Genomic DNA, 20,380 nt, shown 5'->3' with positions numbered 1-20,380 from the left:
AAGCAAATATGAATACAAAAAATTTAGTTTTCGTCGCTTTATTTAGTTCTATTATGGGAGTGTTAGGGTTAATACCTCCGATTGCTCTTTCTATTACACCAGTTCCAATTACATTGCAATCACTCGGTGTTATGCTTGCGGGTGGGTTGTTAGGATCACGTCTAGGTGCGTTAAGTCAGCTTATTTTCTTACTTATTGTAGGAGTTGGAGCACCATTGCTTGCTGGTGGACGTGGTGGCCTTGGTGTATTTGTTGGACCAAGTGCAGGATATTTACTTGGTTACATCATTGGGGCGTTTGTTATTGGTTATTTAATTGAGCGTTTACGTGAAATTTCTATTATAAAAGTATTATGTATTAATATAATTGGTGGTATTTTCGTAGTTTATGTATTTGGTATTACTGTACAAGCGTTCTTAATGGATGTTTCTGTATGGGAGATAATGAAAGTGAGTGCTGTGTTTTTACCAGGGGATTGTATAAAAGCAATTATTGCGGCAGTTCTCGTAACAAAATTACATCGTTCATTGAAACATATTATTACGCCCGCTTTAAAGAATGGAAAATATACAAATGCGGGATGATAAAGGGAAGAAACACGTTAATTGCGTGTTTCTTTTTATTATTATTGTAAAGAAAGGACGTCTCATATGGGGATTACAAAAGAATATAAAAAGCATGCCTCTTTACAACCAAATAAAATAGCGATAAAGGAAAATGATAGAGTTTTAACATATAAAGAGTGGTTTGAATCAGTTTGTAAAGTAGCAAGCTGGTTAAATGAAAAAAAATCGAAGAATAAAACGATAGCAATCCTATTAGAAAATCGTATAGAGTTTTTACAACTATTTTCTGGTGCCGCTATGGCCGGGTGGGTTTGTGTTCCGTTAGATATAAAGTGGAAACAAGATGAGCTCAGAGAAAGAATTGAAATTAGTAATCCGGATATGATTGTGACAGAACGATATAAGGTGAATGATCTATTGGATGAAGAAGGAAGAGTAATTGAAATTGATGAGTGGAAAAGAATGATAGAGAAATATCTTCCTACATATTCCACTGTAGAAAGTGTACAACATGCTCCTTTTTATATGGGATTTACATCAGGATCAACAGGAACAGCAAAAGCATTTTTACGTGCACAGCAATCGTGGGTTCATAGTTTTGATTGTAATGTACATGACTTTCATATGAAAAGGGGGGATTCAATTTTAATAGCTGGGACGCTCGTTCATTCTCTTTTCTTATACGGGGCAATAAGTGCATTATATGTAGGACAAACAGTGCACATTATGAGAAAGTTCATTCCGAATCAAGTATTAGATAAGTTAGAAACTGAAAATATATCGGTTATGTATACAGTTCCGACAATGCTTGAATCTTTATATAAAGAAAATAGATTAATAGAAAATAAAATGAAAATTATTTCATCAGGAGCGAAATGGGAAGCTGAAGCGAAAGAAAAAATAAAGAATATATTTCCTTATGCGAAAAGATATGAATTTTATGGTGCATCAGAGTTAAGTTTTGTAACAGCACTAGTCGATGCAGAAAGCGAAAGAAGGCCAAATTCAGTAGGAAAACCTTGTCATAATGTGCAAGTTCGAATATGTAATGAAGTAGGCGAAGAAGTACAAAAAGGTGAAATAGGAACTGTTTATGTGAAAAGTGATCAGTTTTTTATGGGATACATAATAGATGGGGTTTTAACACGGGAGTTGAATGCAGAAGGCTGGATGACAGTGCGAGATGTAGGCTATGAAGATGAAGAAGGCTTCATATATATTGTTGGTAGAGAGAAGAATATGATTTTATTTGGAGGAATCAATATTTATCCAGAAGAAATAGAAAGTGTATTACATGAACACCCAGCTGTTGATGAAATAGTTGTAATTGGTGTGAAAGATAGTTACTGGGGTGAAAAGCCGGTCGCGATCGTAAAAGGAAGTGCTACAAAACAACAATTAAAGAGTTTTTGCTTACAACGATTATCCTCGTTTAAAATACCGAAAGAATGGCATTTTGTAGATGGAATACCTTATACAAATAGTGGGAAAATCGCTCGTATGGAAGCAAAAAGTATGATTGAAAACCGGGAGAAAATATATGAATAGAGCAGTTATTGTAGAGGCGAAAAGAACACCTATTGGTAAGAAGAATGGGATGTTAAAAGAGTATGAAGTTCAGCAATTAACAACGCCGCTTCTTACGTTTTTAAGTAAAGGGATTGAGAGGGAAATAGATGATGTCATATTAGGTAATGTTGTTGGGCCAGGAGGGAATGTTGCGAGACTATCTGCTTTAGAGGCGGGACTTGGCTATCATATTCCTGGTGTAACGATTGATCGGCAATGTGGTGCTGGTTTAGAAGCAATTCGAACTGCGTGTCATCTCATTCAAGGCGGGGCAGGTAAGTGTTATATCGCCGGGGGAGTAGAGAGTACAAGTACGTCACCTTTTCAAAAAAGAGCACGATTTTCACCTGAAACAATTGGTGATCCTGACATGGGAGTAGCGGCTGAATATGTTGCGGAGCGTTATAATATAACGAGAGAAATGCAAGACGAGTATGCTTGTCTTAGTTATAAGCGGACACTGCAAGCGTTAGAAAAAGGATATATACATGATGAAATATTTTCTTTTAATGGATTATTAGATGAATCTATAAAGCCAGAAATGAATTATGAACGAATCATTAAAAGAACAAAGCCCGCATTTTTACAAAATGGAACAGTGACGGCAGGTAATTCATGTGGTGTAAATGATGGGGCATGTGCTGTTCTTGTAATGGAAGAGGGACAAGCCCGAAAGTTAGGGTATAAACCTGTCCTTCGTTTCGTTCGTAGTGCTGTAGTGGGAGTGGATCCTAATCTTCCAGGGACTGGTCCGATATTTGCGGTGAACAAATTATTAAACGAAATGAATGTAAAAGTAGAGGACATCGATTATTTTGAAATAAATGAAGCATTCGCCTCAAAAGTTGTTGCTTGCGCAAAAGAGTTACAAATTCCGTACGAAAAAGTAAATGTAAATGGTGGAGCAATTGCGCTCGGTCATCCGTACGGCGCATCTGGTGCTATGCTTGTAACACGTTTGTTTTATCAGGCACAAAGAGAGTCTATGAAATATGGAATTGCTACATTAGGAATTGGAGGCGGGATAGGGATTGCGCTATTATTTGAGAAAGTAGAAGACTAGCGAGGTAACTAGTTTTCTACTTTTTGAGGAACATAAACATTACTACCAGGTTTCGCTTTCATTTCGTTCCAAGCAGCAATCGCATCAGCTTTTGCTTTCCCTTTATTATTTGGATCTTCGAAAAAGTCACGAGTAAAGCGATTGTATTCAAATTGTGCACCGATAGTTGTTTTGTATGCAGGGTCTTTTTTTCGTTTGTTTTCTTCATGCCAAAAAGCTACCGCGTCTTCATATGTTTTTCCAACATTGTCTTTAAAAAACTTTTGAAGAGCTACTGTAAAGCGGAAGTTTGCTCCGATTTTTTCTTTGAAAAAAGCACGAACCTCTTCGCTACAGCGGTGATTGTTAGTAATAATCGTTTGAAGAGAAAGGTCTTTATAGGATAGGGAAGCTTTACTCACCTTTTGAACAGAGCTGTTTTTTAATATTTTACCAGTAGTTAAATAATGTGAGATACGCTCGGTTATTTCGATCTTAGAGCCACTAGCTGGCAACCTATTCTCACGACAAAATGTTTGGAGTTCTGCTTTTAACCAATAATAGTTTTGGAAATCTTCAAGTTGTATAGACTTTGTTAAAGGTGGACGCATGAATGTAACAACTACTTTCTTCCATAATTTTCTTTAATTATAAAACGTATGTTCTTTTTATGGAAAGGTTAATTTGTAAATATAATGGGAAGAGGAGATTACATATGGAAAATGTAATGCAAGTTCGTGTTACGGGAATTTTAATTGAAGGTGAAAAATTATTGCTAGTAAAGCAAAAAGTTGCTAATAGGAATTGGTCTTTACCTGGAGGAAGAGTGGAGAATGGCGAAACGTTAGAGGAAGCAATGATTCGAGAAATGAGAGAAGAGACAGGGTTAGAAGTTAACATTCAGAAGCTACTCTATGTTTGTGATAAACCAGATGCTCGCCCGTCTTTATTACATATAACGTTTTTGCTTAAAAGGATTGAAGGTGAAATTATGCTACCTTCTAACGAGTTTGATCATAATCCAATTCATGATGTGCAAATGGTGCCGATTAAAGATTTAAGTCATTATGGTTTTTCGGAAACTTTTATCAATCTTATAAGTGAAGGTTTTGTAAATGCAGGGAGTTATCAAGGTTTGAAACAAAATATAGGTCTGTAAATATAGGGGAAGGATAGCCTTTCGCTATCCTTCATAACATGTTTTAAACTGCTGACTGTAAAGAAGAAACAAGCTGATTTAAAAATTCATCTCCACTCATAATTGCTTTCCCGCCACCGCGGGCACTCTTTTTATTTCCGCCACCTTTTCCTTCGATTGTAGGAAGAGCATCTTTTAAAAGAGCATTCATATCGAGCGATACTGATTTTCCGCAAGCGAGAATACATTGTAGTTTGTCATCATTTTCGATGACGAAATACGTAATTGCATGCTCTTGTTGTTCTGTAATAATAGCGGAAAGCTTTGCGATTTCTTGCATAGAACGATTTGTAAATACTTTAGAAATAAGTATGCCGGCATGAATTTTTATAGGTTGTAGAAGTAGTTCATTTGCCTCTGCAAATAATAATTTTTCATTCATTGTTTGTATTGCTTTTTCGTTTTCTTTTTGAGAAGTAAGCAGTTGCGCCACTTTTGCTGGAATATCAGTTTCGCTACTGTTTAATTGTTTAGAAACATTTTTCATAATTTGTTGCTGTTGTCCCATTAATTTAAGTGTACGCCAACCAGCGATAAACGTTAAGCGTATACCACCTTTATCGCGCTCCCATCCTAGTACTTGAATAGGACCAACTTCACCAGTTCGTTTCGGATGCGTTCCACCACAGCCGTTGTAGTCAAAGTTTTCGATCATAACAACGCGTATATTTTCTGTCATAGTCGGTTCTTTACGAAGGGGCAACCTTTTCGCTTCTTCTAAGTTCATCCACTGGATGCGGATTGGATGGTTTTCAAAAACAATTTTGTTTGCAATTTGTATTGCTTTTTCAACCGTTTCTGCATGAAGATTTTCTGTTTCTAAATCAATTGTTACTGTTTCTTTACCAAGATGGAATCCAATTGTAGGCATGTTAAAATGGTCCCAAAAAGCAGCAGATAAAATGTGCTGAGCTGCATGTTGTTGCATATGATCAAAACGGCGATCCCAATTGATTTTACCTTCTACGTCTTTTGTATGGAATTGTTCTGCAATGTAGTGACGAATTTCTCCGTTTATCTCTTCTACATTGATTACATTGATATCATTTAATGTACCAGTATCATATGGTTGTCCGCCACCTGTCGGATAAAATGCTGTTTCATTCAAAACAACGTATAAGTTACCGTCTTTATCATAATCTTGCTTTATAATTTTAGTAGTAAAGTCTTGCTTATAAGCGTCAGTGTAATATAATTTGTGCTCCAATTTTCTTTCTCCTCCCGCATTAACTAGTTTCATTGTAAAGCAATTGAAATTAGTTTCCTAATATTTCAGAAGAAAGAAACTATTTTTAGAATTTTCTTGCTATAATAAGAAAAAGAAAATGCGGGGGTGGAATGAATATGTTATATGAAAACGGCGTAGATAAACTGCTTAGTTTAAGCAGAAATATTTCTGAATTATATCGAGAATTAAATGAAATGACCCGGATTTTAACGGATTGTAATCGAGAAAGTGTGAAGTTTGATCGGTTATATGTAAAAGAGTTACTTTGGAAGAAAGAAGATGTAATAGAGAAATATGACCAGCTACTTGTACAACTTTGTATTAACGAATGCTTTGATCTAAAAAGTGTCATTACAGGGGAATATAAGTATACATATGAAGAAGTAGAAAACATAGTTTTACAATTTAATGAAAAGTATAATGTCGCAATCTTAATTAAAGATGTGTGTAAAGAATTACAGTTCACATATGGAATTGATATGGACATAACGAGAACAACTCGGGTATCAACAGCTCAAGTATAGAAAAAGGAAAAGAAAGCAGATCCTTTGCTTTCTTTTTTTTGTGAAAATAGAGAGAGTAGGTTTAACGATGAAGGGGAAGCTACAGCATATTCATCCGCTTGGAATGAGTATTATTTTAGGGACATTGTTTGCTAGGTTTGCAACTTCAATGAGTATCCCTTTTTTAGCGATTTATTTAACGACTGTTAAAGGTGTATCAGCTGGAATGACTGGTGCTATTATCGGAACGAGTGCACTTGTTGGTGTTTTTGCTAGTTTTATCGGAGGGAATTTATCAGATCGATTTGGCCGGAAAACAATTATGCTCTGGTCCATGATCGTTTGGATTTTTGTGTTTATAGGTTTTTCACTTGCGGATCATGTTTTAAGTTTCTTTTTATTAAACGCTTTAAATGGATTATGTAGGTCGTTTTTTGAGCCAACATCAAGAGCATTATTATCAGATTTAACAAAGCCTGAGTATCGGTTACTCGTCTATAACTTACGATACGGTGCAATAAATGTTGGAGTTGCTATTGGACCAATTGTTGGATTACAGATTGGAAGTGCAAAATCAACAATTCCTTTTTTAGTAGCAGCTGGGGTATATATTCTATATACAGCTATATTAGCGTTCCAATTTAAGAAGTATCCAATGGAAAAAAAGAAAGTGAGTACAGAAAAACCTGTTACAATGTTAAATGCAATGCGTATATTGCGAAAAGATATAGTATTTTTAGTTGCTTTAGTCGGTATTATTTTGAGTAATTGCGGTTTTTCACATTTAACGACGACAGTATCTCAATATTTTGCAAATGCACATATATTTGAGGATGGGGTGAAGCTATTCTCATATATGCTCGCTTTAAATGCAATTGTTGTAGTGATTATCCAATACCCTGTTATTCAAATGTGCAAAAAGTATACACCGTTAACATCAATTATGGTTGGGACTTTATTTGTGAGCGGGGGATTATTTGGCTTTGGAATAGTAGAATCTATGCTAGGTGCTGCCGTTTGTACAATTATTTTTACAATTGGAGAAGTCTTAATGTTTTCGATGACGGATGTATTTATTGATGATATTGCTGTTGCGCATCTAAAAGGAACATACTTCGGTGCGATGGGTTTTTCGGGAATTGGAGCAGTAATAGGTCCGTGGTTTGGAGGAGTACTTCTCGATTACTACGGGTACCAAAATGGGTTTGCAGTATTTTCAGCACTAGCTATATTTTCAACTGTGGCATTTCCTGTGCTTTTAGTTACAAAAGGTTTATCGAAAAAAAGATATGATAGAAATTCTAATATAGAAATGCATGCGAAATAACATAAGCCCCAGTAACCAACTGGGGCTTAGTGTGTATTATATTAACTCTTAATTTGAAAAAAGAACTTTCATTTCATGCTTATCAGCAACTTCATTTTTGGAAATATGAATGGCTAAATATCCATTTTCTAAGCAGGCTAGCATCTTCTTATAAATAATATTATCGGGTAAAGGAATGATCCGCTGTAAAGAAATATTATTATGAAGTATGCAAATGGTTAGGCCTGTCTTCATCTTTTTAATGACTACATTTTGTTCAGTTACATTTGGTACATCTGTTTCCAAAATGTATTCTTGTTCCGTTTCGCAAAGGTCAATATGAATTTGATTTGGGAAACTAAAGTTACTACAAGAGTCAGAACAAAATTGATCCATCCATTCTTCGAAACCATCAACATGAAAAAGACAATCCTTCTTTTTCTTGCCCATGTAAGACACCCTCCGTAAAATCTCAATTCATACTATGTTATGCATGAATGAATTAGGGGTGAAGAATAAATGGAAAAATATAAACATTGTATGTGGAAAAGATAGCTAGTGTGCACTTTTTGTTTTACATATCATGATGCGCATGATGTTTTTGGCGTGAATGGTTACGGTTTTTTACTTTATGAGATCCGCTTAATGGTTCAGGTTGTCCTTTTTTTTCTTTCGCTTCACGATTGTTTTTTCCCATGGTATGTGACACCTCCTCTTCCTCTTTAGAATGAGAGAAGTTTGCAAATTTATACGAGAATGTTTTTAGAAAAAAAGGTAAAGATAATTGGGACTAACTATTACAGAAAGGGGATTATACAATGCCATATCATAAAGATAAACAACAAGCGTTTCAAGCAGCGCAGCAAGGCGTTACACAAGCAGAAAATGCATTTAACAACATTGTGAAAAATGATCCAAACTACGGTCATGATTTAAAAGAATTACGCCAAGAGGTTCAGGAAGCATATGAACAAATTCAAAATGCACTAGAGGTAGCTTCAGAAACACAACGTCCACAACTTGAGCAATATGAAAATAATCTCCAAAATATAATGCGAAATGTAGATCGATTAGAAAAGTAAATGAGGTTGTTGTTTATTCGACAACCTTGCTGCTTTAGTAAACGTTATGCTAAAACAGAAAATTTTTCTATTAGTTTTTTCTTTGCTATGTGCAGTACATATATTTCAAGTGGAAAAAGTGGAAGCGAAAATGTTGCTCAGAAAAGAGTTAGAACCAACTGGTTATGTAACATGGGAAGTACCTAATAATGAAAAAATTATTGCAATTACATTTGATGATGGACCAGATCCAACGTATACACCACAAGTTTTAGATTTATTACGTCAATATAAGGCTGAAGCGACATTTTTTATGATTGGATTTCGAGTTCAGCGCAATCCATATTTAGTGAAACAAGTGTTAAAAGAGGGACATGAAATTGGAAATCATACGATGAATCATTTGTATGCGAGTAATTCATCAGATGAAAAATTAGAAAATGATATTTTAGATGGAAAGAAATTTTTTGAAAAATGGGTGAAAGAACCTTTGTTATTCCGTCCTCCTGGCGGATATATTAACGACGCTGTATTTAAAACAGCAAAAGAAGCTGGTTATCAAACTGTTCTATGGTCGTGGCATCAAGATCCACGTGATTGGGCAAATCCAGGGGTTGAATCCATTGTAAATCATGTAGTGAAAAATGCTAAAAGTGGCGATATTGTATTGTTACATGATGGAGGAAATGATCGTAGTCAAACGGTAGCAGCACTAGCAAAAATTTTACCTGAGCTGAAAAAGCAGGGCTATCGATTTGTAACGGTTTCGGAATTACTACGTTATAAACATTAGAAAAAATCCCAAAAGGAAAATAGACCTTTTGGGATTTTTCTTTACTGGTTCTTTTTACGTTTCTTATTATTTTGTCGCTCTGCTGGAGTTAAAGGCTCGTTTGCAAATTCTTCATTGTAACCAGTTCCTTGTCCTTGTGCAGATGTAGCATTCATTCCTGAAATAGTATGATTTGCTTTTCTTTTACCCATTTTATTTCACCTCTATAACATTTTTTGTATGTTGAATGATGAGCAGTTCATAGTATGTACGAACTGTAAGTAAACCGCGGATAGAGCACTTTACTTTATGATAATAGTATTCATAAGGAGCATGAAAGCTATTCAAATTTAGAAACATAAAGAAAACTTATGATAATCTATAAGTTTCTTATTATTTACTTATTTAGAAAGTTGTAATAAGATATTATCGTAAGGTATTGAAAAGTTTGTCTACATTTTATATTCAGACAACTTAGTCACGTTTAACAGGGGGGAAACATAATGGTCAAACATAATCCATTTCAATCACGTGCAACTTTTGAAGTAGATGGAAAAACGTATCATTATTATGATTTGAAAGCGCTTGAAAATGCAGGGGTTGGCAACGTATCTCAATTACCATATTCCGTGAAAGTTTTACTTGAATCAGTACTTCGTCAAGTAGACGGACGTGTAATCACAGAAGAGCATGTTACAAATTTAGCGAAATGGGGAACGAAAGATGTTCAAGATATCGATGTTCCATTTAAACCATCTCGTGTAATTTTACAAGATTTCACTGGTGTTCCAGCTGTTGTTGATTTGGCTTCGCTTCGTAAAGCAATGGCAGACATGGGCGGAGATCCTGACAAAATTAATCCTGAAATTACTGTAGACCTTGTAATTGACCACTCTGTACAGGTTGATAGAGCGGGTACGGCAGACGCGCTTGCATTCAACATGGACTTAGAGTTTAAACGTAATGAAGAACGTTATAAATTTTTAAGCTGGGCACAGAAATCATTTGATAACTACCGTGCGGTTCCACCAGCTACAGGTATTGTACACCAAGTAAACCTTGAATATTTAGCACCAGTTGTTCATGCTGTGAAAAATGCTGAAGGTGACTTAGTTGCATACCCAGATTCATTAGTTGGAACAGACTCACATACAACAATGATTAACGGTATCGGCGTTCTTGGATGGGGCGTTGGTGGTATTGAAGCAGAAGCAGGAATGCTTGGACAGCCTTCATACTTCCCAGTACCTGAAGTAATCGGTGTGAAATTAACTGGTACACTTCCAAGTGGTACTACAGCGACAGACGTTGCATTAAAAGTAACACAAGTATTACGTCAAAAAGGTGTAGTTGGTAAATTTGTTGAGTTCTTCGGTAATGGACTAAAGAGCATGCCTTTAGCTGACCGTGCAACAATTTCAAATATGGCACCAGAATACGGCGCAACTTGTGGATTCTTCCCAATCGATGATATTTCATTAGAATACTTACGTTTAACAGGTAGAGATGAAGAACAAATTCGCGTTGTTGAAGAATACTGTAAAGCGAACGGTTTATTCTATACAGCAGACAGTAAAGATCCAATCTATACTGATCTTGTTGAAATTGATTTAAATACAATTGAATCTAACCTTTCTGGACCGAAACGCCCACAAGATTTAATTCCACTTTCAGATATGAAAGATGCGTTCCATAAAGCTGTTGTAGCACCAGTTGGAACACAAGGACTTGGATTTAATGAGCAAGAGTTCGATAAAGAAGTGAAGGTTACATTAGAAGATAAAGAAGTAACGATGAAAACAGGTGCAATTGCAATCGCAGCAATTACAAGCTGTACAAATACATCAAACCCATACGTATTAATTGGAGCAGGTCTAGTTGCGAAGAAAGCAATTGAAAAAGGACTTGTAGTACCTGAGTATGTAAAAACATCATTAGCACCAGGATCTAAAGTTGTTACAGAGTACTTAGATAAGTCTGGTTTAACAACATATTTAGATCAATTAGGTTTCCAAACAGTTGGTTACGGCTGTACGACTTGTATCGGTAACTCTGGTCCATTAGCGCCAGAATTAGAAGAAGCAATCGCAGCAAACGACTTACTAGTAACATCTGTTTTATCTGGTAACCGTAACTTTGAAGGTCGTATTCATCCACTTGTAAAAGCAAACTACTTAGCATCACCACCACTTGTTGTGGCATATGCACTTGCAGGTACTGTTGATATTGACCTGAAAAATGATGAAATCGGTAAAGATGCAAATGGCAATGCTGTTTACTTCAACGATATTTGGCCATCAGCTAAAGAAATTGAAGATGTAGTTCAAAGCGTTGTTACATCTGAACTGTTCAAGAAAGAATATGCACAAGTATTTAACAGCAATGAGCGTTGGAATGAAATCCAAACTTCAAACGAAGCTTTATATACTTGGGATAATGATTCAACATACATTCAAAACCCACCATTCTTTGAAGGTTTATCTAAAGAACCAGGTGAAGTTGAAACGTTATCAGGCTTACGTGTAGTTGGTAAATTTGGTGACTCTGTAACGACAGACCACATTTCACCAGCAGGTTCAATCGGTAAGCACACACCAGCTGGACGCTACTTATTAGAAAACGGCGTACAACCAGTTGACTTTAACTCTTACGGTTCTCGTCGTGGTAACCATGAAGTTATGATGCGTGGTACATTCGCGAACATCCGTATTAAAAACCAAATTGCACCAGGAACAGAAGGCGGATATACAACATACTGGCCGACTGGTGAAGTAACATCAATCTATGATGCTGCTATGAAATATAAAGAAGATGGCACAGGTCTTCTAGTTGTTGCTGGTAAAGATTATGGTATGGGAAGTTCTCGTGACTGGGCTGCGAAAGGTACTAACTTATTAGGTATTAAAGCAGTAATCGCAGAAAGCTTCGAACGTATTCACCGCAGTAACTTAGTGTTAATGGGTGTATTACCACTTCAATTTAAAGATGGCGAAAGTGCTGAAACGTTAGGTCTTGTTGGTAACGAGTCATTTGAAATTCAAATCGACAAATCAGTTAGACCACGTGATCTTGTAAAAGTAGTTGCAACTGATTTAGATGGCAACGAAAAACAATTTGAAGTAGTAGCTCGTTTCGATAGTGAAGTTGAAATTGATTACTACCGTCACGGTGGTATTCTGCAAATGGTTCTTCGTGAGAAAATTGAAGAATCAAAAGTGTCGAACTAAATAATTGAAATGAACAATAAGGAAGCTAACAATAGTTAGCTTCCTTATTTTATGGAAAGGGATGAAACCATTTGGTTTCATCCCTTTCTTTTTACTATAAAAATGGAGGAAACGTCATGACAGAGTATAAAAGAATATTGTTGCCGTTACGACAAGAGAAAATATTAGTAATAGCAGCTGTATGTAGTGGGATAATTGCTGCCATTTTAAATTTATCACGCCCAATTTTCATGGGATTAATTGTAGACAATCTTATTCAAAGAGAGCTAAAAGGTGCGTATTTATATATAGCTTTGTTTGCGGGTAGTCGTTTTTTAATGTGGGCGAACAATCTTTTATTTGATTATATAAGTTCAAAAGCGAGTCAACGTATATTACAAACGAAACGTATAGAATTATTGCGTCACTATTTCTCATTACCGTTTGAAGAGAGTGAGAAGATTAAGCAAGGAGAGTTAGAAACTTTGGTCGTGTCTGATATTCCGAACTGGGTCAGATTATATGGCTCTATATTAATAGAATATATACACGCTATTGCCCAATTTATTGGAGCTTTCATAGCACTACAACATATAGATATACAGTTTATATTGTGGGTAACTCCGTTTTTATTTTTAAGTACAATTGTTCCAATACTGATGGGAGAAAAGGTAAGAGATATTGCAAGCGTTGCTCAAAAAAATCACTCAAGTGTTGTAGAGATGGTGTCACAGTTTGTAAAGGGGATACAAGATTTGCGGAGTTTACAAAAAGAAAAATGGGCAATTCGCTTATTTAAAAGAGTAACGGCACAATCGTATAAATCGGAAGTAAAGAAGACGATGATGCAACATTGTATTGGAGTAGTTGGAACGGTGATTGAAACAGGAGCATATATCCTTGTTCTCATTATAGGTGCACAAAAAATAATGAGGGGAGAAATAGAAGTTGGTTCACTCATTGCAGTGTTAGCGACAATTGAGATGCTCTTTTTCCCTGTCCGTTATGTGGGCGATTTATTAATAATGACACAAGTTGCAGTCGCTTCGGCAAATAGAACTTTTTGCTTTTTAAATAAACGAGCAGCAGATAACAATGTAGAAAGAGCGATGGGTATCAGGATAACAAATGTTTCATTTCAGGAGAATGACGAAGAGAAATGCAGAATTCGTAATATTGATTTGCAAATTCGTCCTGGTGAACTCGTTATTATTGTGGGAGAAAGCGGTGCAGGAAAAACAACGCTTTTAAAGTTAATAACGGGCTTGTATAAACCATCTAACGGTAGCATTGCTTATTATGGTAATGAAGCTCGTATGACTACAGTTTGGCAAGAACCACGTTTTTTCCGAACGACGGTAACAGAGAATATGTATTTCGGGGAAGAGTGTTTAGAAAATCAGTTAGAAAAAAATAGTGAACTTATAAATGTAACGCCGATTATTAGAGGGTTACCTGAAGGGAGTCAAACTGTGCTACATAAAAGCGGTGAAGAGCTTTCAGGAGGCGAAAGAAAACGTCTCGCATTATTGCGAGCGATTGTATCAAATCCAACTCTTATTATTTTAGATGAACCGACGGCTGGGTTAGATCCAGGCAATCAAGAACTGGTTTGGAATATGATTGAAGGGATAGGAAGAGATGTAACGAGAATTGTGGCAACACATGATGTAGAGAGAGCGATGATAGCAGATTGTGTTGTTGTCATAAAGAATGGGACTATTGTGGAATGTGGGAATCCTAGAGAATTATTAAATTGCAACTCATTGTACAAAGAGTTGCAAACAAAAAGATAAGAGATATGTAATGCCCTTATCTTTATTCAGCTATTTGCCGGGCAGCCCGATTGGTGAGGGCTGATTAAAGTTTCACTTTATTCGTTCTCATTAAGTTGATAAGTATAAGAATTCGGATCACTAGAATTAACTTCTTTGACGAGAGTAAGTTGATTTGTATCTGGATTATATTTGAAAATCTTAATTGTATGTTCGCTACTTAGTAATGGATTATATTCTTGAATAGCGAATGTATTTTCCGCAATTTGTGTCATATTACTGGTGGGAACATTTTCTATGGAATCATGATTTGTAGAAATTTCAACGACTTTTTCACTGTTGAAAAATAAAAGAACGATTACTAAAATAACTAAGCATATTCGTATATAGCGTAGCTCTTTGGTGATAGGGTGTTCTCCCAAAATAATCATCCTTTCTATAACTATTCTATAGTAGTAATGGTAGTCATCGTGAAAAAAGTAATAATGCCGAGGCCTGCCCAAAGGATAAATGAGATTAATGCGATATAGAGACAAATACGTCCAACTTGTTTTTTTTCAGGGTCTTTACTAAATAGTGAGATAATCCATGTGATAATTCCGATTGGGGAAAATATAAAACTAAGAATATATAGAAGTATTTTTTCAAATAAATTCATGAGAGCTCCTTTCATTGTAAAATATTCTATTTATTTCTAATTATATGATGGAAAGGTAAAAATTTCATCACAGTTATAAAAATTCTGATTATTTAGAATGTGAATATTTCCAAGCTTGTCCGTATAAGCTAAAATAAGATATATAGTATTTTGATGAATGTGTTAAAAGAAGATAATACGTTAGGGTGATATAAAATGTGGCGGAAGCTTACGATTATTGTAGTGTTACTTTGTTTAGCGGGATACGCAGCTTATGAACAGTTTGGTAATAAAGAGCAGGCGGTAAAAGTGAAGCAAGAAAAAAGTGAAGCTGCGATGAAAGAGATTATCGCAAGGAATGGTATTGAAATAGGGAAGAGTGCGCCAGACTTCGAATTAACGAAGTTAGATGGAACGAATGTAAAGCTATCAGATTTAAAAGGAAAGAAAGTGATTTTAAACTTTTGGGCAACGTGGTGTGGACCTTGCCAACAAGAAATGCCGGATATGGAGGCTTTCTATAAAGAACATAAAGAAAACGTAGAAATTTTAGCAATCAACTATACGCCTTCAGAAAAAGGTGGGGGGGAAGAAAAGGTAAGCAATTTTGCTAAAGAAAAAGGAATTACTTTTCCTATTTTATTGGACAAGAACATTGATGTGACAACAGCGTATAAAGTAATTACGATTCCAACTTCGTATTTTATAGATACAAAAGGTGTCATTCAAGATAAGTTTATTGGGCCGATGACGCAAAAAGAGATGGAGAAAAGGGTTGCTAAATTAAAATAATGGTGAAAAGGTAGAGGTGGAGAGTTCCCATTTCTGCCTTTTCTTTTTCAAGTAGTAATAACTTCATGATATGATGTAAGAAATATAATCGTTTAGAGATAAAGGAGTGTATGGAGTGGGGAATGTATCCTTACCGTTAGATTATGTTGTAATTGATTTTGAAACAACAGGATTTAACCCTTATAATGATAAAATCATTCAAGTTGCAGCGGTGAAATATCGTAATCATGAACTGGTAGATCAATTTGTTTCATACGTGAATCCAGAGCGGCCAATTCCGGACCGAATAACGAGTTTAACCGGTATTACCAATTATCGTGTTTCAGATGCACCGACGATTGAAGAGGTATTACCTTTATTTTTAGCATTTTTACATACAAATGTTATTGTGGCCCATAATGCTTCTTTTGATATGCGCTTTTTGAAAAGTAATGTAAATATGCTAGGGCTACCTGAACCTAAAAATAAAGTAATTGATACTGTATTTTTAGCGAAGAAATACATGAAGCAGGCGCCTAATCATAAACTTGAAACGTTAAAGCGAATGCTTGGAATTCGTTTAAGCTCTCATAATGCATTTGACGATTGCATTACGTGTGCTGCTGTTTATCAAAAGTGTGCAGCTATTGAAGAAGAAGGACAGAGAAAAGTAAATAAGGTCTCACTTGATGAAATCGTAGTATACGAAGCGGTGAAAGAAATGCTTGCACGTAATAAACGTAATGTAGAATGGCTACGTTGTATGAATGTAGGAAGTTATTTAGATATAAAAGCTTTTTATCCAGTTATGAGAGTAAAGGTAAAAGGGCGAAAGAAATATGTATTAACAGAGATATTAGAAGAAGATGTGAAAGAAATATGTACAAGTTTAAAATGTGAACCGGCGTTAAAAAGTGAAGTTGGTAATACGAGAATTATGCTTAATAGCTTAGAGGATGTTATGAAATTAGAAAGTTATATTTTAGAGCAGTATGATTTTGTATTACAGGCGCTTCATGATTATAAAGAAAATGAAATGAATGCAGATGAAAAGTTGAAAGAGTATTTAAATATTATGGTATAAAAAACTCCGTGTGCAATATATTGTACACGGAGTTTTTTTAGGAGTACTAAAACATAAAATTTTCTTGCAAATCTGATTAAAGAGTTTTTTGTTTGCTCATACTATGTAATAAGAAAGCGAAGGAGAGAGGGTGAACAACATGAGAAGAAGTCGCCGTAAATCGTTTGAAGAACTTGTAAATGAAAATAAACAACAATTATTAAGCGATCGTGATGCAATTGATCGCATTGAAGAGCGCATTGAAAAACGTTATGAAATGAAACTTTTTAAGCAAGCTGAATAATTCTTAACACTAGTACGATACTAGTGTTAAGGAGGCGATAGTAATGGGTAATCCGAAAAAAAATTCAAAAGACTTTGCACCAAATCATATTGGAACACAATCGAAAAAAGCTGGTGGAAATAAAGGAAAGCAAATGCAAGATCAAACAGGTAAACAACCGATTGTTGATAATGGTTAAAGAAAAGGAGAATATTACATTCTCCTTTTTTATGTATAAATTTGAGGAAAGATAGGTAATTTAAGATGGTGTGTATATACAATATTAGGAGGGAAGTACATGCCAAATCCAGATAATCGAAGTGACAACGCTGAAAAGTTACAAGAAATGGTGCAAAATACAGTTGATAACTTTAATGAAGCAAAAGAAACAGCGGAACTTTCTAATGAAAAAGATCGTGCTGCTATTGAAGCAAAAAATCAAAGACGTTTAGAAAGTATTGACTCATTAAAAAGTGAAATCAAAGATGAATCTTAACAAAATGTACAAAAAGGGCTGACTTTTGTCAGCCCTTTTTCGTAATCGTAAAATTTTCAACGAGTAAACGCCAATTTTGTGGGAATGGTAAACCGATTTTCCAGTAACTAATACCACCTATACCTTGTTCTTTCATTAAATTGAATTTACTTTGAACAGACCGTGAATCTTCAAACCAAACTTCGTGTTGCACGCCGTTTTCATCAAAATAATTAAAATGAGGAGCTTGGGCTGTGAAATCATAACGAATAGGGACATTATATTTACGAGCTAGTGCAACAGCTGCGACAGAGCTAATTGCTTTTGCGGGTGGATTTCCTTGTTTAAATGGAAGCTTCCAATCAAACCCGTATAAATTTTGCCCCATCATAATTTTTTGTGGAGGCATTTGAGATTTTGCATATTGAAGTACTTCTTTCACTGGACCGATAGGAGAAATCGCCATCGGTGGACCGCCTTGCCATCCCCAGTCATATGTCATAATGACGACGAAATCAACAATTTGCCCTTGCGCTTTATAATCGTGAGCTTCGAAAAATTTTCCCTTTTGATTTGAACTTGTTTTCGGTACGAGAGTTGTGCTCAATGTGTACCCGCTAGGTAAGCGTGTTTTTACATTTCGTAAAAAGCGATTATACGCCTCGCGGTCTTCAGGTGCTACACTCTCGAAATCGAAATGAATGTCTCGCATGCCATATTTTTGAGCTGTTTGCAAAATGTTAGTAATAAATTTGTTTTGAATCGTTGCGTCGCGTAAAATAACTGATGTTAGATCGGCACTGAAATTACCATTTTCAATATTTGTAATAACGAGCATAGGGATTGTTTTACCTTGCGTTGCAATATTAGCAATTTTAGCTGTTTCAGTAGGTTCTTTTAATGTGCCATCTCTTTTTGCCTCAAAACTAAAATAGGCTAAGTATGTTAAAAATGGATTGATGGCGCGTGTCGCATTAACTAAACTCTCTTTAATCGGTATAGTTGAAGGTTGTAAATAAGCGATGGATTCTACAGCTCGTTTTGTGCCTTTTGGTACATATAATTGTTGTCCGACATGGAGAATAGATTTTAAAGATAAATTATTAACTTTAGCTAAACTAGCGAGGGGGACATTATATGTTTGAGAAATTCGATATAGGCTGTCACCAGGCTGTACATAATAATTATTCCCTTTCGTATTAACGATAAGTGCCTGACCGACAACGAGCGTTTCAGCTGGATTTAATCCATTGTCTTTTACTATTTCGTCAGGTGTTGATCCATATTTTGATGCCAAGCTATATACGCTATCACCACTACGAACCGTTACAATTTGAATCATATGCTGGCTCCTTTCGGGAAAAGATTCACTATTTTTATTTTATTTTTGATGTCACTGTATTATGATTAAATGTATGCAAGGTAGCAGAAGTGAAAGAAGGCGAATACATATGTTTGTAGCAGAACATGAAGTTGAAATCCGTTATGCGGAAACAGATCAAATGGGTGTTGTTTACCATTCAAACTACTTAGTGTGGCTTGAGTTAGGTCGCACGAAACTTATACAAGATTTAGGTTTTTCATATGTTGAAATGGAGAAAGAAGGAATTATTTCTCCTGTGTTAGATTTACAAATTTCATACCGTAAAGCGATGCGTTACGGAGAAAAAGCAATCGTAAAAACATGGGTAGATACTGTGAGCCCACTTCGCGTTGTATATGGATATGAAATATATAATGGTGATGGTGAACTGTGTATTACTGCAAGCACAACGAATATTTGTGCGAAAAAAGAAGGGTTCCGCCCTGTATCATTTAAAAAGTTATATCCTGAGTGGTATGCGAAATATGAGGAAATTAAGAAAAAATAAAAAAGCGTGGCAGAAGCCACGTTTTTTTATTTTTCATAATTAAATTGTGGGAAGTCGTCACCTTCGTTAAGTGTAACAGATAAATTATGTCCATCGAAGAACCATTCATCATCGCCTTCAATAAAGAAATTAATACCTTCTTCTTGAATTTGAACAGCAGGATGTGCAGGATCATCTTTACGAATACCTAAAGAAAGTCCTTTTTGAACAGTACTGCAACCACCGTATTGTACGAAAAAGCGTAGTGTTTCATTTGATTGTAAGTTTAATTCAGTTTTATACCATTGTGCTGCTTCTTTTGTTACGGAAAGATTCATGTATAGTTCCTCCAAATTATGTTGCTTTTTCTTTAGTATAAAAAATAACGCAAAAAGACGCTATTAATATGCTTCACGTTTTCTTTTTGCGTTATGTGGGTTGCGATCTTATTTTTGCTTTTTTGAAAAGTTTGCTTTTGGTTCAGTTTTATTTATAATTCGTCCGATATTTGCACGGTGTTTATAAATAACCATACCTGCTAATAAACACATCGCAATAATGAAGATTTTATCCCCGCTAACAATGGATGCAATAACAGCAACAACTGCTGTTACCATAGAAGAAAGTGATACGTATCTTGTTGTAAATAAAAGGGTGAAAAATACAACAGCCAATATTGCAAAAACAACTGGTGAATAGCATAATAGCACCCCAGCAGAAGTTGCAACTGCTTTACCACCGCGGAATTTCGCGAAGATTGGATAGACATGTCCAAGAACAGCCGCTAACCCGAACCATAGTGGATGAATATCTAACCCGAAAATCATTGGTAGACTTGTTGCTAATGTCCCTTTTAAAATGTCAGCAATTGTAACGGTAAAACCTGCTTTTTTCCCTAATGTGCGGAATGTGTTTGTTCCGCCTAGATTACCGCTCCCGTGCTCACGAATATCGATTCCGTAGCCGATTTTTCCAACAACTAGTGCAAATGGAATCGAGCCAAGTAAGTAGGCAACGATAAATAAAAGATATGTAGTAACCATAAGTTCAGTCTCCTTTATTCAAATGTGTTGAT

At 35.5% G+C, this 20,380-nt stretch carries 26 protein-coding genes; 16 read left to right on the top strand and 10 right to left on the bottom strand.

Annotated elements, in window-relative coordinates; translation table 11 throughout:
* Positions 1–8: 8 nt before the first annotated feature.
* The 3 genes from NST90_RS16945 to NST90_RS16935 all read left to right on the top strand — a co-directional run bounded on the left by NST90_RS16945 (position 9) and on the right by NST90_RS16935 (position 3,198).
* Positions 9–584, top strand: a complete 576-nt coding sequence (locus NST90_RS16945; protein ID WP_283748126.1) for a biotin transporter BioY — start codon at positions 9–11, stop codon at positions 582–584.
* A gap of 66 nt (positions 585–650) precedes the next feature.
* Positions 651–2,114, top strand: a complete 1,464-nt coding sequence (locus NST90_RS16940; protein ID WP_283748127.1) for an acyl-CoA synthetase — start codon at positions 651–653, stop codon at positions 2,112–2,114.
* Positions 2,107–3,198 carry an acetyl-CoA C-acyltransferase gene (locus tag NST90_RS16935; protein WP_001078005.1) on the top strand — a complete coding sequence of 364 codons (1,092 nt, stop codon included), beginning with the start codon at positions 2,107–2,109 and terminating at the stop codon, positions 3,196–3,198. The genes NST90_RS16940 and NST90_RS16935 overlap by 8 nt, the downstream gene beginning before the upstream one ends.
* An 8-nt stretch (positions 3,199–3,206) precedes the next feature.
* On the opposite strand, the gene NST90_RS16930 is transcribed toward NST90_RS16935, so the two are convergent.
* Entirely contained in the window at positions 3,207–3,788 is a 582-nt protein-coding gene (locus NST90_RS16930; protein WP_001247726.1) for a DUF6434 domain-containing protein, read from the bottom strand.
* 104 nt (positions 3,789–3,892) lie between these two features.
* On the opposite strand from NST90_RS16930, the gene NST90_RS16925 reads away from it, so the two are divergent.
* On the top strand, positions 3,893–4,336 hold the full coding sequence (locus NST90_RS16925; protein ID WP_006927347.1) for an NUDIX hydrolase: 444 nt from the start codon (positions 3,893–3,895) through the stop codon (positions 4,334–4,336).
* 43 nt (positions 4,337–4,379) lie between these two features.
* Here the strand turns inward: NST90_RS16925 and NST90_RS16920 are convergent, their stop codons facing one another.
* Positions 4,380–5,582 (bottom strand): DHHA1 domain-containing protein, encoded by a 1,203-nt coding sequence (locus NST90_RS16920; protein WP_283748128.1) that lies wholly within the window; start codon positions 5,580–5,582, stop codon positions 4,380–4,382.
* Between the two features lie 137 nt (positions 5,583–5,719).
* Here NST90_RS16920 and NST90_RS16915 point away from each other — a divergent pair, with 137 nt between their 5' ends.
* Together NST90_RS16915 and NST90_RS16910 are read left to right on the top strand one after the other, a co-directional pair.
* On the top strand, positions 5,720–6,127 hold the full coding sequence (locus NST90_RS16915) for a hypothetical protein (protein WP_000965149.1): 408 nt from the start codon (positions 5,720–5,722) through the stop codon (positions 6,125–6,127).
* 67 nt (positions 6,128–6,194) lie between these two features.
* Positions 6,195–7,433, top strand: a complete 1,239-nt coding sequence (locus NST90_RS16910) for an MFS transporter (protein ID WP_000676812.1) — start codon at positions 6,195–6,197, stop codon at positions 7,431–7,433.
* A 48-nt stretch (positions 7,434–7,481) separates the two neighbouring features.
* Here the strand turns inward: NST90_RS16910 and NST90_RS16905 are convergent, their stop codons facing one another.
* Positions 7,482–7,862: an Hsp20/alpha crystallin family protein gene (locus NST90_RS16905; protein WP_000516749.1), complete on the bottom strand. Its 381-nt coding sequence runs from the start codon at positions 7,860–7,862 to the stop codon at positions 7,482–7,484.
* 124 nt (positions 7,863–7,986) lie between these two features.
* The gene (locus NST90_RS16900; RefSeq protein ID WP_000517649.1) at positions 7,987–8,109 is read right to left on the bottom strand and encodes a small acid-soluble spore protein P; all 123 of its coding nucleotides are present in this window, start codon (positions 8,107–8,109) and stop codon (positions 7,987–7,989) included.
* Between the two features lie 121 nt (positions 8,110–8,230).
* Here NST90_RS16900 and NST90_RS16895 point away from each other — a divergent pair, with 121 nt between their 5' ends.
* Both NST90_RS16895 and pdaB read left to right on the top strand, forming a co-directional pair.
* On the top strand, positions 8,231–8,494 hold the full coding sequence (locus tag NST90_RS16895) for a hypothetical protein (protein WP_001146296.1): 264 nt from the start codon (positions 8,231–8,233) through the stop codon (positions 8,492–8,494).
* A 46-nt stretch (positions 8,495–8,540) separates the two neighbouring features.
* A complete protein-coding gene (pdaB, locus tag NST90_RS16890; protein WP_061665781.1) occupies positions 8,541–9,266 on the top strand; it encodes a polysaccharide deacetylase family sporulation protein PdaB in 726 nt (241 codons plus the stop codon).
* Positions 9,267–9,307: 41 nt separating this feature from the next.
* On the opposite strand, the gene sspO is transcribed toward pdaB, so the two are convergent.
* Positions 9,308–9,457: a small acid-soluble spore protein O gene (gene sspO / locus NST90_RS16885; protein WP_000518058.1), complete on the bottom strand. Its 150-nt coding sequence runs from the start codon at positions 9,455–9,457 to the stop codon at positions 9,308–9,310.
* 291 nt (positions 9,458–9,748) lie between these two features.
* Here sspO and acnA point away from each other — a divergent pair, with 291 nt between their 5' ends.
* Together acnA and NST90_RS16875 are read left to right on the top strand one after the other, a co-directional pair.
* The gene (gene acnA, locus NST90_RS16880) at positions 9,749–12,472 is read left to right on the top strand and encodes an aconitate hydratase AcnA (RefSeq protein WP_000238564.1); all 2,724 of its coding nucleotides are present in this window, start codon (positions 9,749–9,751) and stop codon (positions 12,470–12,472) included.
* Positions 12,473–12,588: 116 nt separating this feature from the next.
* The gene (locus NST90_RS16875) at positions 12,589–14,247 is read left to right on the top strand and encodes an ABC transporter ATP-binding protein (protein ID WP_000141522.1); all 1,659 of its coding nucleotides are present in this window, start codon (positions 12,589–12,591) and stop codon (positions 14,245–14,247) included.
* A 77-nt stretch (positions 14,248–14,324) separates the two neighbouring features.
* On the opposite strand, the gene NST90_RS16870 is transcribed toward NST90_RS16875, so the two are convergent.
* Both NST90_RS16870 and NST90_RS16865 read right to left on the bottom strand, forming a co-directional pair.
* Positions 14,325–14,657 carry a YmzC family protein gene (locus NST90_RS16870; protein WP_074555548.1) on the bottom strand — a complete coding sequence of 111 codons (333 nt, stop codon included), beginning with the start codon at positions 14,655–14,657 and terminating at the stop codon, positions 14,325–14,327.
* Positions 14,658–14,668: 11 nt separating this feature from the next.
* Positions 14,669–14,884 carry a hypothetical protein gene (locus NST90_RS16865; RefSeq protein WP_001047912.1) on the bottom strand — a complete coding sequence of 72 codons (216 nt, stop codon included), beginning with the start codon at positions 14,882–14,884 and terminating at the stop codon, positions 14,669–14,671.
* 195 nt (positions 14,885–15,079) lie between these two features.
* Between NST90_RS16865 and NST90_RS16860 the strand changes: the two genes are divergently transcribed.
* From NST90_RS16860 to tlp, 5 genes are all read left to right on the top strand, one after another.
* Positions 15,080–15,655 (top strand): redoxin domain-containing protein, encoded by a 576-nt coding sequence (locus NST90_RS16860; protein WP_000269083.1) that lies wholly within the window; start codon positions 15,080–15,082, stop codon positions 15,653–15,655.
* Between the two features lie 115 nt (positions 15,656–15,770).
* Positions 15,771–16,718, top strand: coding sequence for a 3'-5' exonuclease (locus NST90_RS16855; RefSeq protein WP_025710109.1), 948 nt, complete (start codon positions 15,771–15,773; stop codon positions 16,716–16,718).
* A 139-nt stretch (positions 16,719–16,857) separates the two neighbouring features.
* A complete protein-coding gene (locus NST90_RS16850; RefSeq protein WP_001254699.1) occupies positions 16,858–17,001 on the top strand; it encodes an FbpB family small basic protein in 144 nt (47 codons plus the stop codon).
* 43 nt (positions 17,002–17,044) lie between these two features.
* Positions 17,045–17,179 carry an acid-soluble spore protein SspN gene (sspN, locus tag NST90_RS16845; protein ID WP_000527987.1) on the top strand — a complete coding sequence of 45 codons (135 nt, stop codon included), beginning with the start codon at positions 17,045–17,047 and terminating at the stop codon, positions 17,177–17,179.
* Between the two features lie 99 nt (positions 17,180–17,278).
* On the top strand, positions 17,279–17,476 hold the full coding sequence (tlp, locus tag NST90_RS16840; RefSeq protein ID WP_001133511.1) for a small acid-soluble spore protein Tlp: 198 nt from the start codon (positions 17,279–17,281) through the stop codon (positions 17,474–17,476).
* 28 nt (positions 17,477–17,504) lie between these two features.
* Here the strand turns inward: tlp and NST90_RS16835 are convergent, their stop codons facing one another.
* The gene (locus NST90_RS16835) at positions 17,505–18,797 is read right to left on the bottom strand and encodes a glycosyl hydrolase family 18 protein (RefSeq protein ID WP_000614858.1); all 1,293 of its coding nucleotides are present in this window, start codon (positions 18,795–18,797) and stop codon (positions 17,505–17,507) included.
* Positions 18,798–18,906: 109 nt separating this feature from the next.
* On the opposite strand from NST90_RS16835, the gene NST90_RS16830 reads away from it, so the two are divergent.
* Complete coding sequence (locus tag NST90_RS16830; RefSeq protein WP_000495812.1) at positions 18,907–19,326, top strand: thioesterase family protein; 420 nt, start codon at positions 18,907–18,909, stop codon at positions 19,324–19,326.
* Between the two features lie 26 nt (positions 19,327–19,352).
* Here NST90_RS16830 and NST90_RS16825 read toward each other — a convergent pair whose 3' ends face one another.
* Both NST90_RS16825 and plsY read right to left on the bottom strand, forming a co-directional pair.
* Positions 19,353–19,643 (bottom strand): HesB/YadR/YfhF family protein, encoded by a 291-nt coding sequence (locus tag NST90_RS16825; protein WP_001054455.1) that lies wholly within the window; start codon positions 19,641–19,643, stop codon positions 19,353–19,355.
* Between the two features lie 108 nt (positions 19,644–19,751).
* Entirely contained in the window at positions 19,752–20,348 is a 597-nt protein-coding gene (gene plsY, locus NST90_RS16820; protein WP_000258974.1) for a glycerol-3-phosphate 1-O-acyltransferase PlsY, read from the bottom strand.
* Positions 20,349–20,380 lie beyond the last annotated feature (32 nt).

This window comes from Bacillus sp. FSL E2-8900 (genome assembly GCF_037966225.1).
Classification (GTDB): domain Bacteria; phylum Bacillota; class Bacilli; order Bacillales; family Bacillaceae_G; genus Bacillus_A; species Bacillus_A cereus.
The sequence above is the reverse complement of the archived record's forward strand: the minus strand, read 5'-3'. Positions and strand labels throughout refer to the sequence as shown.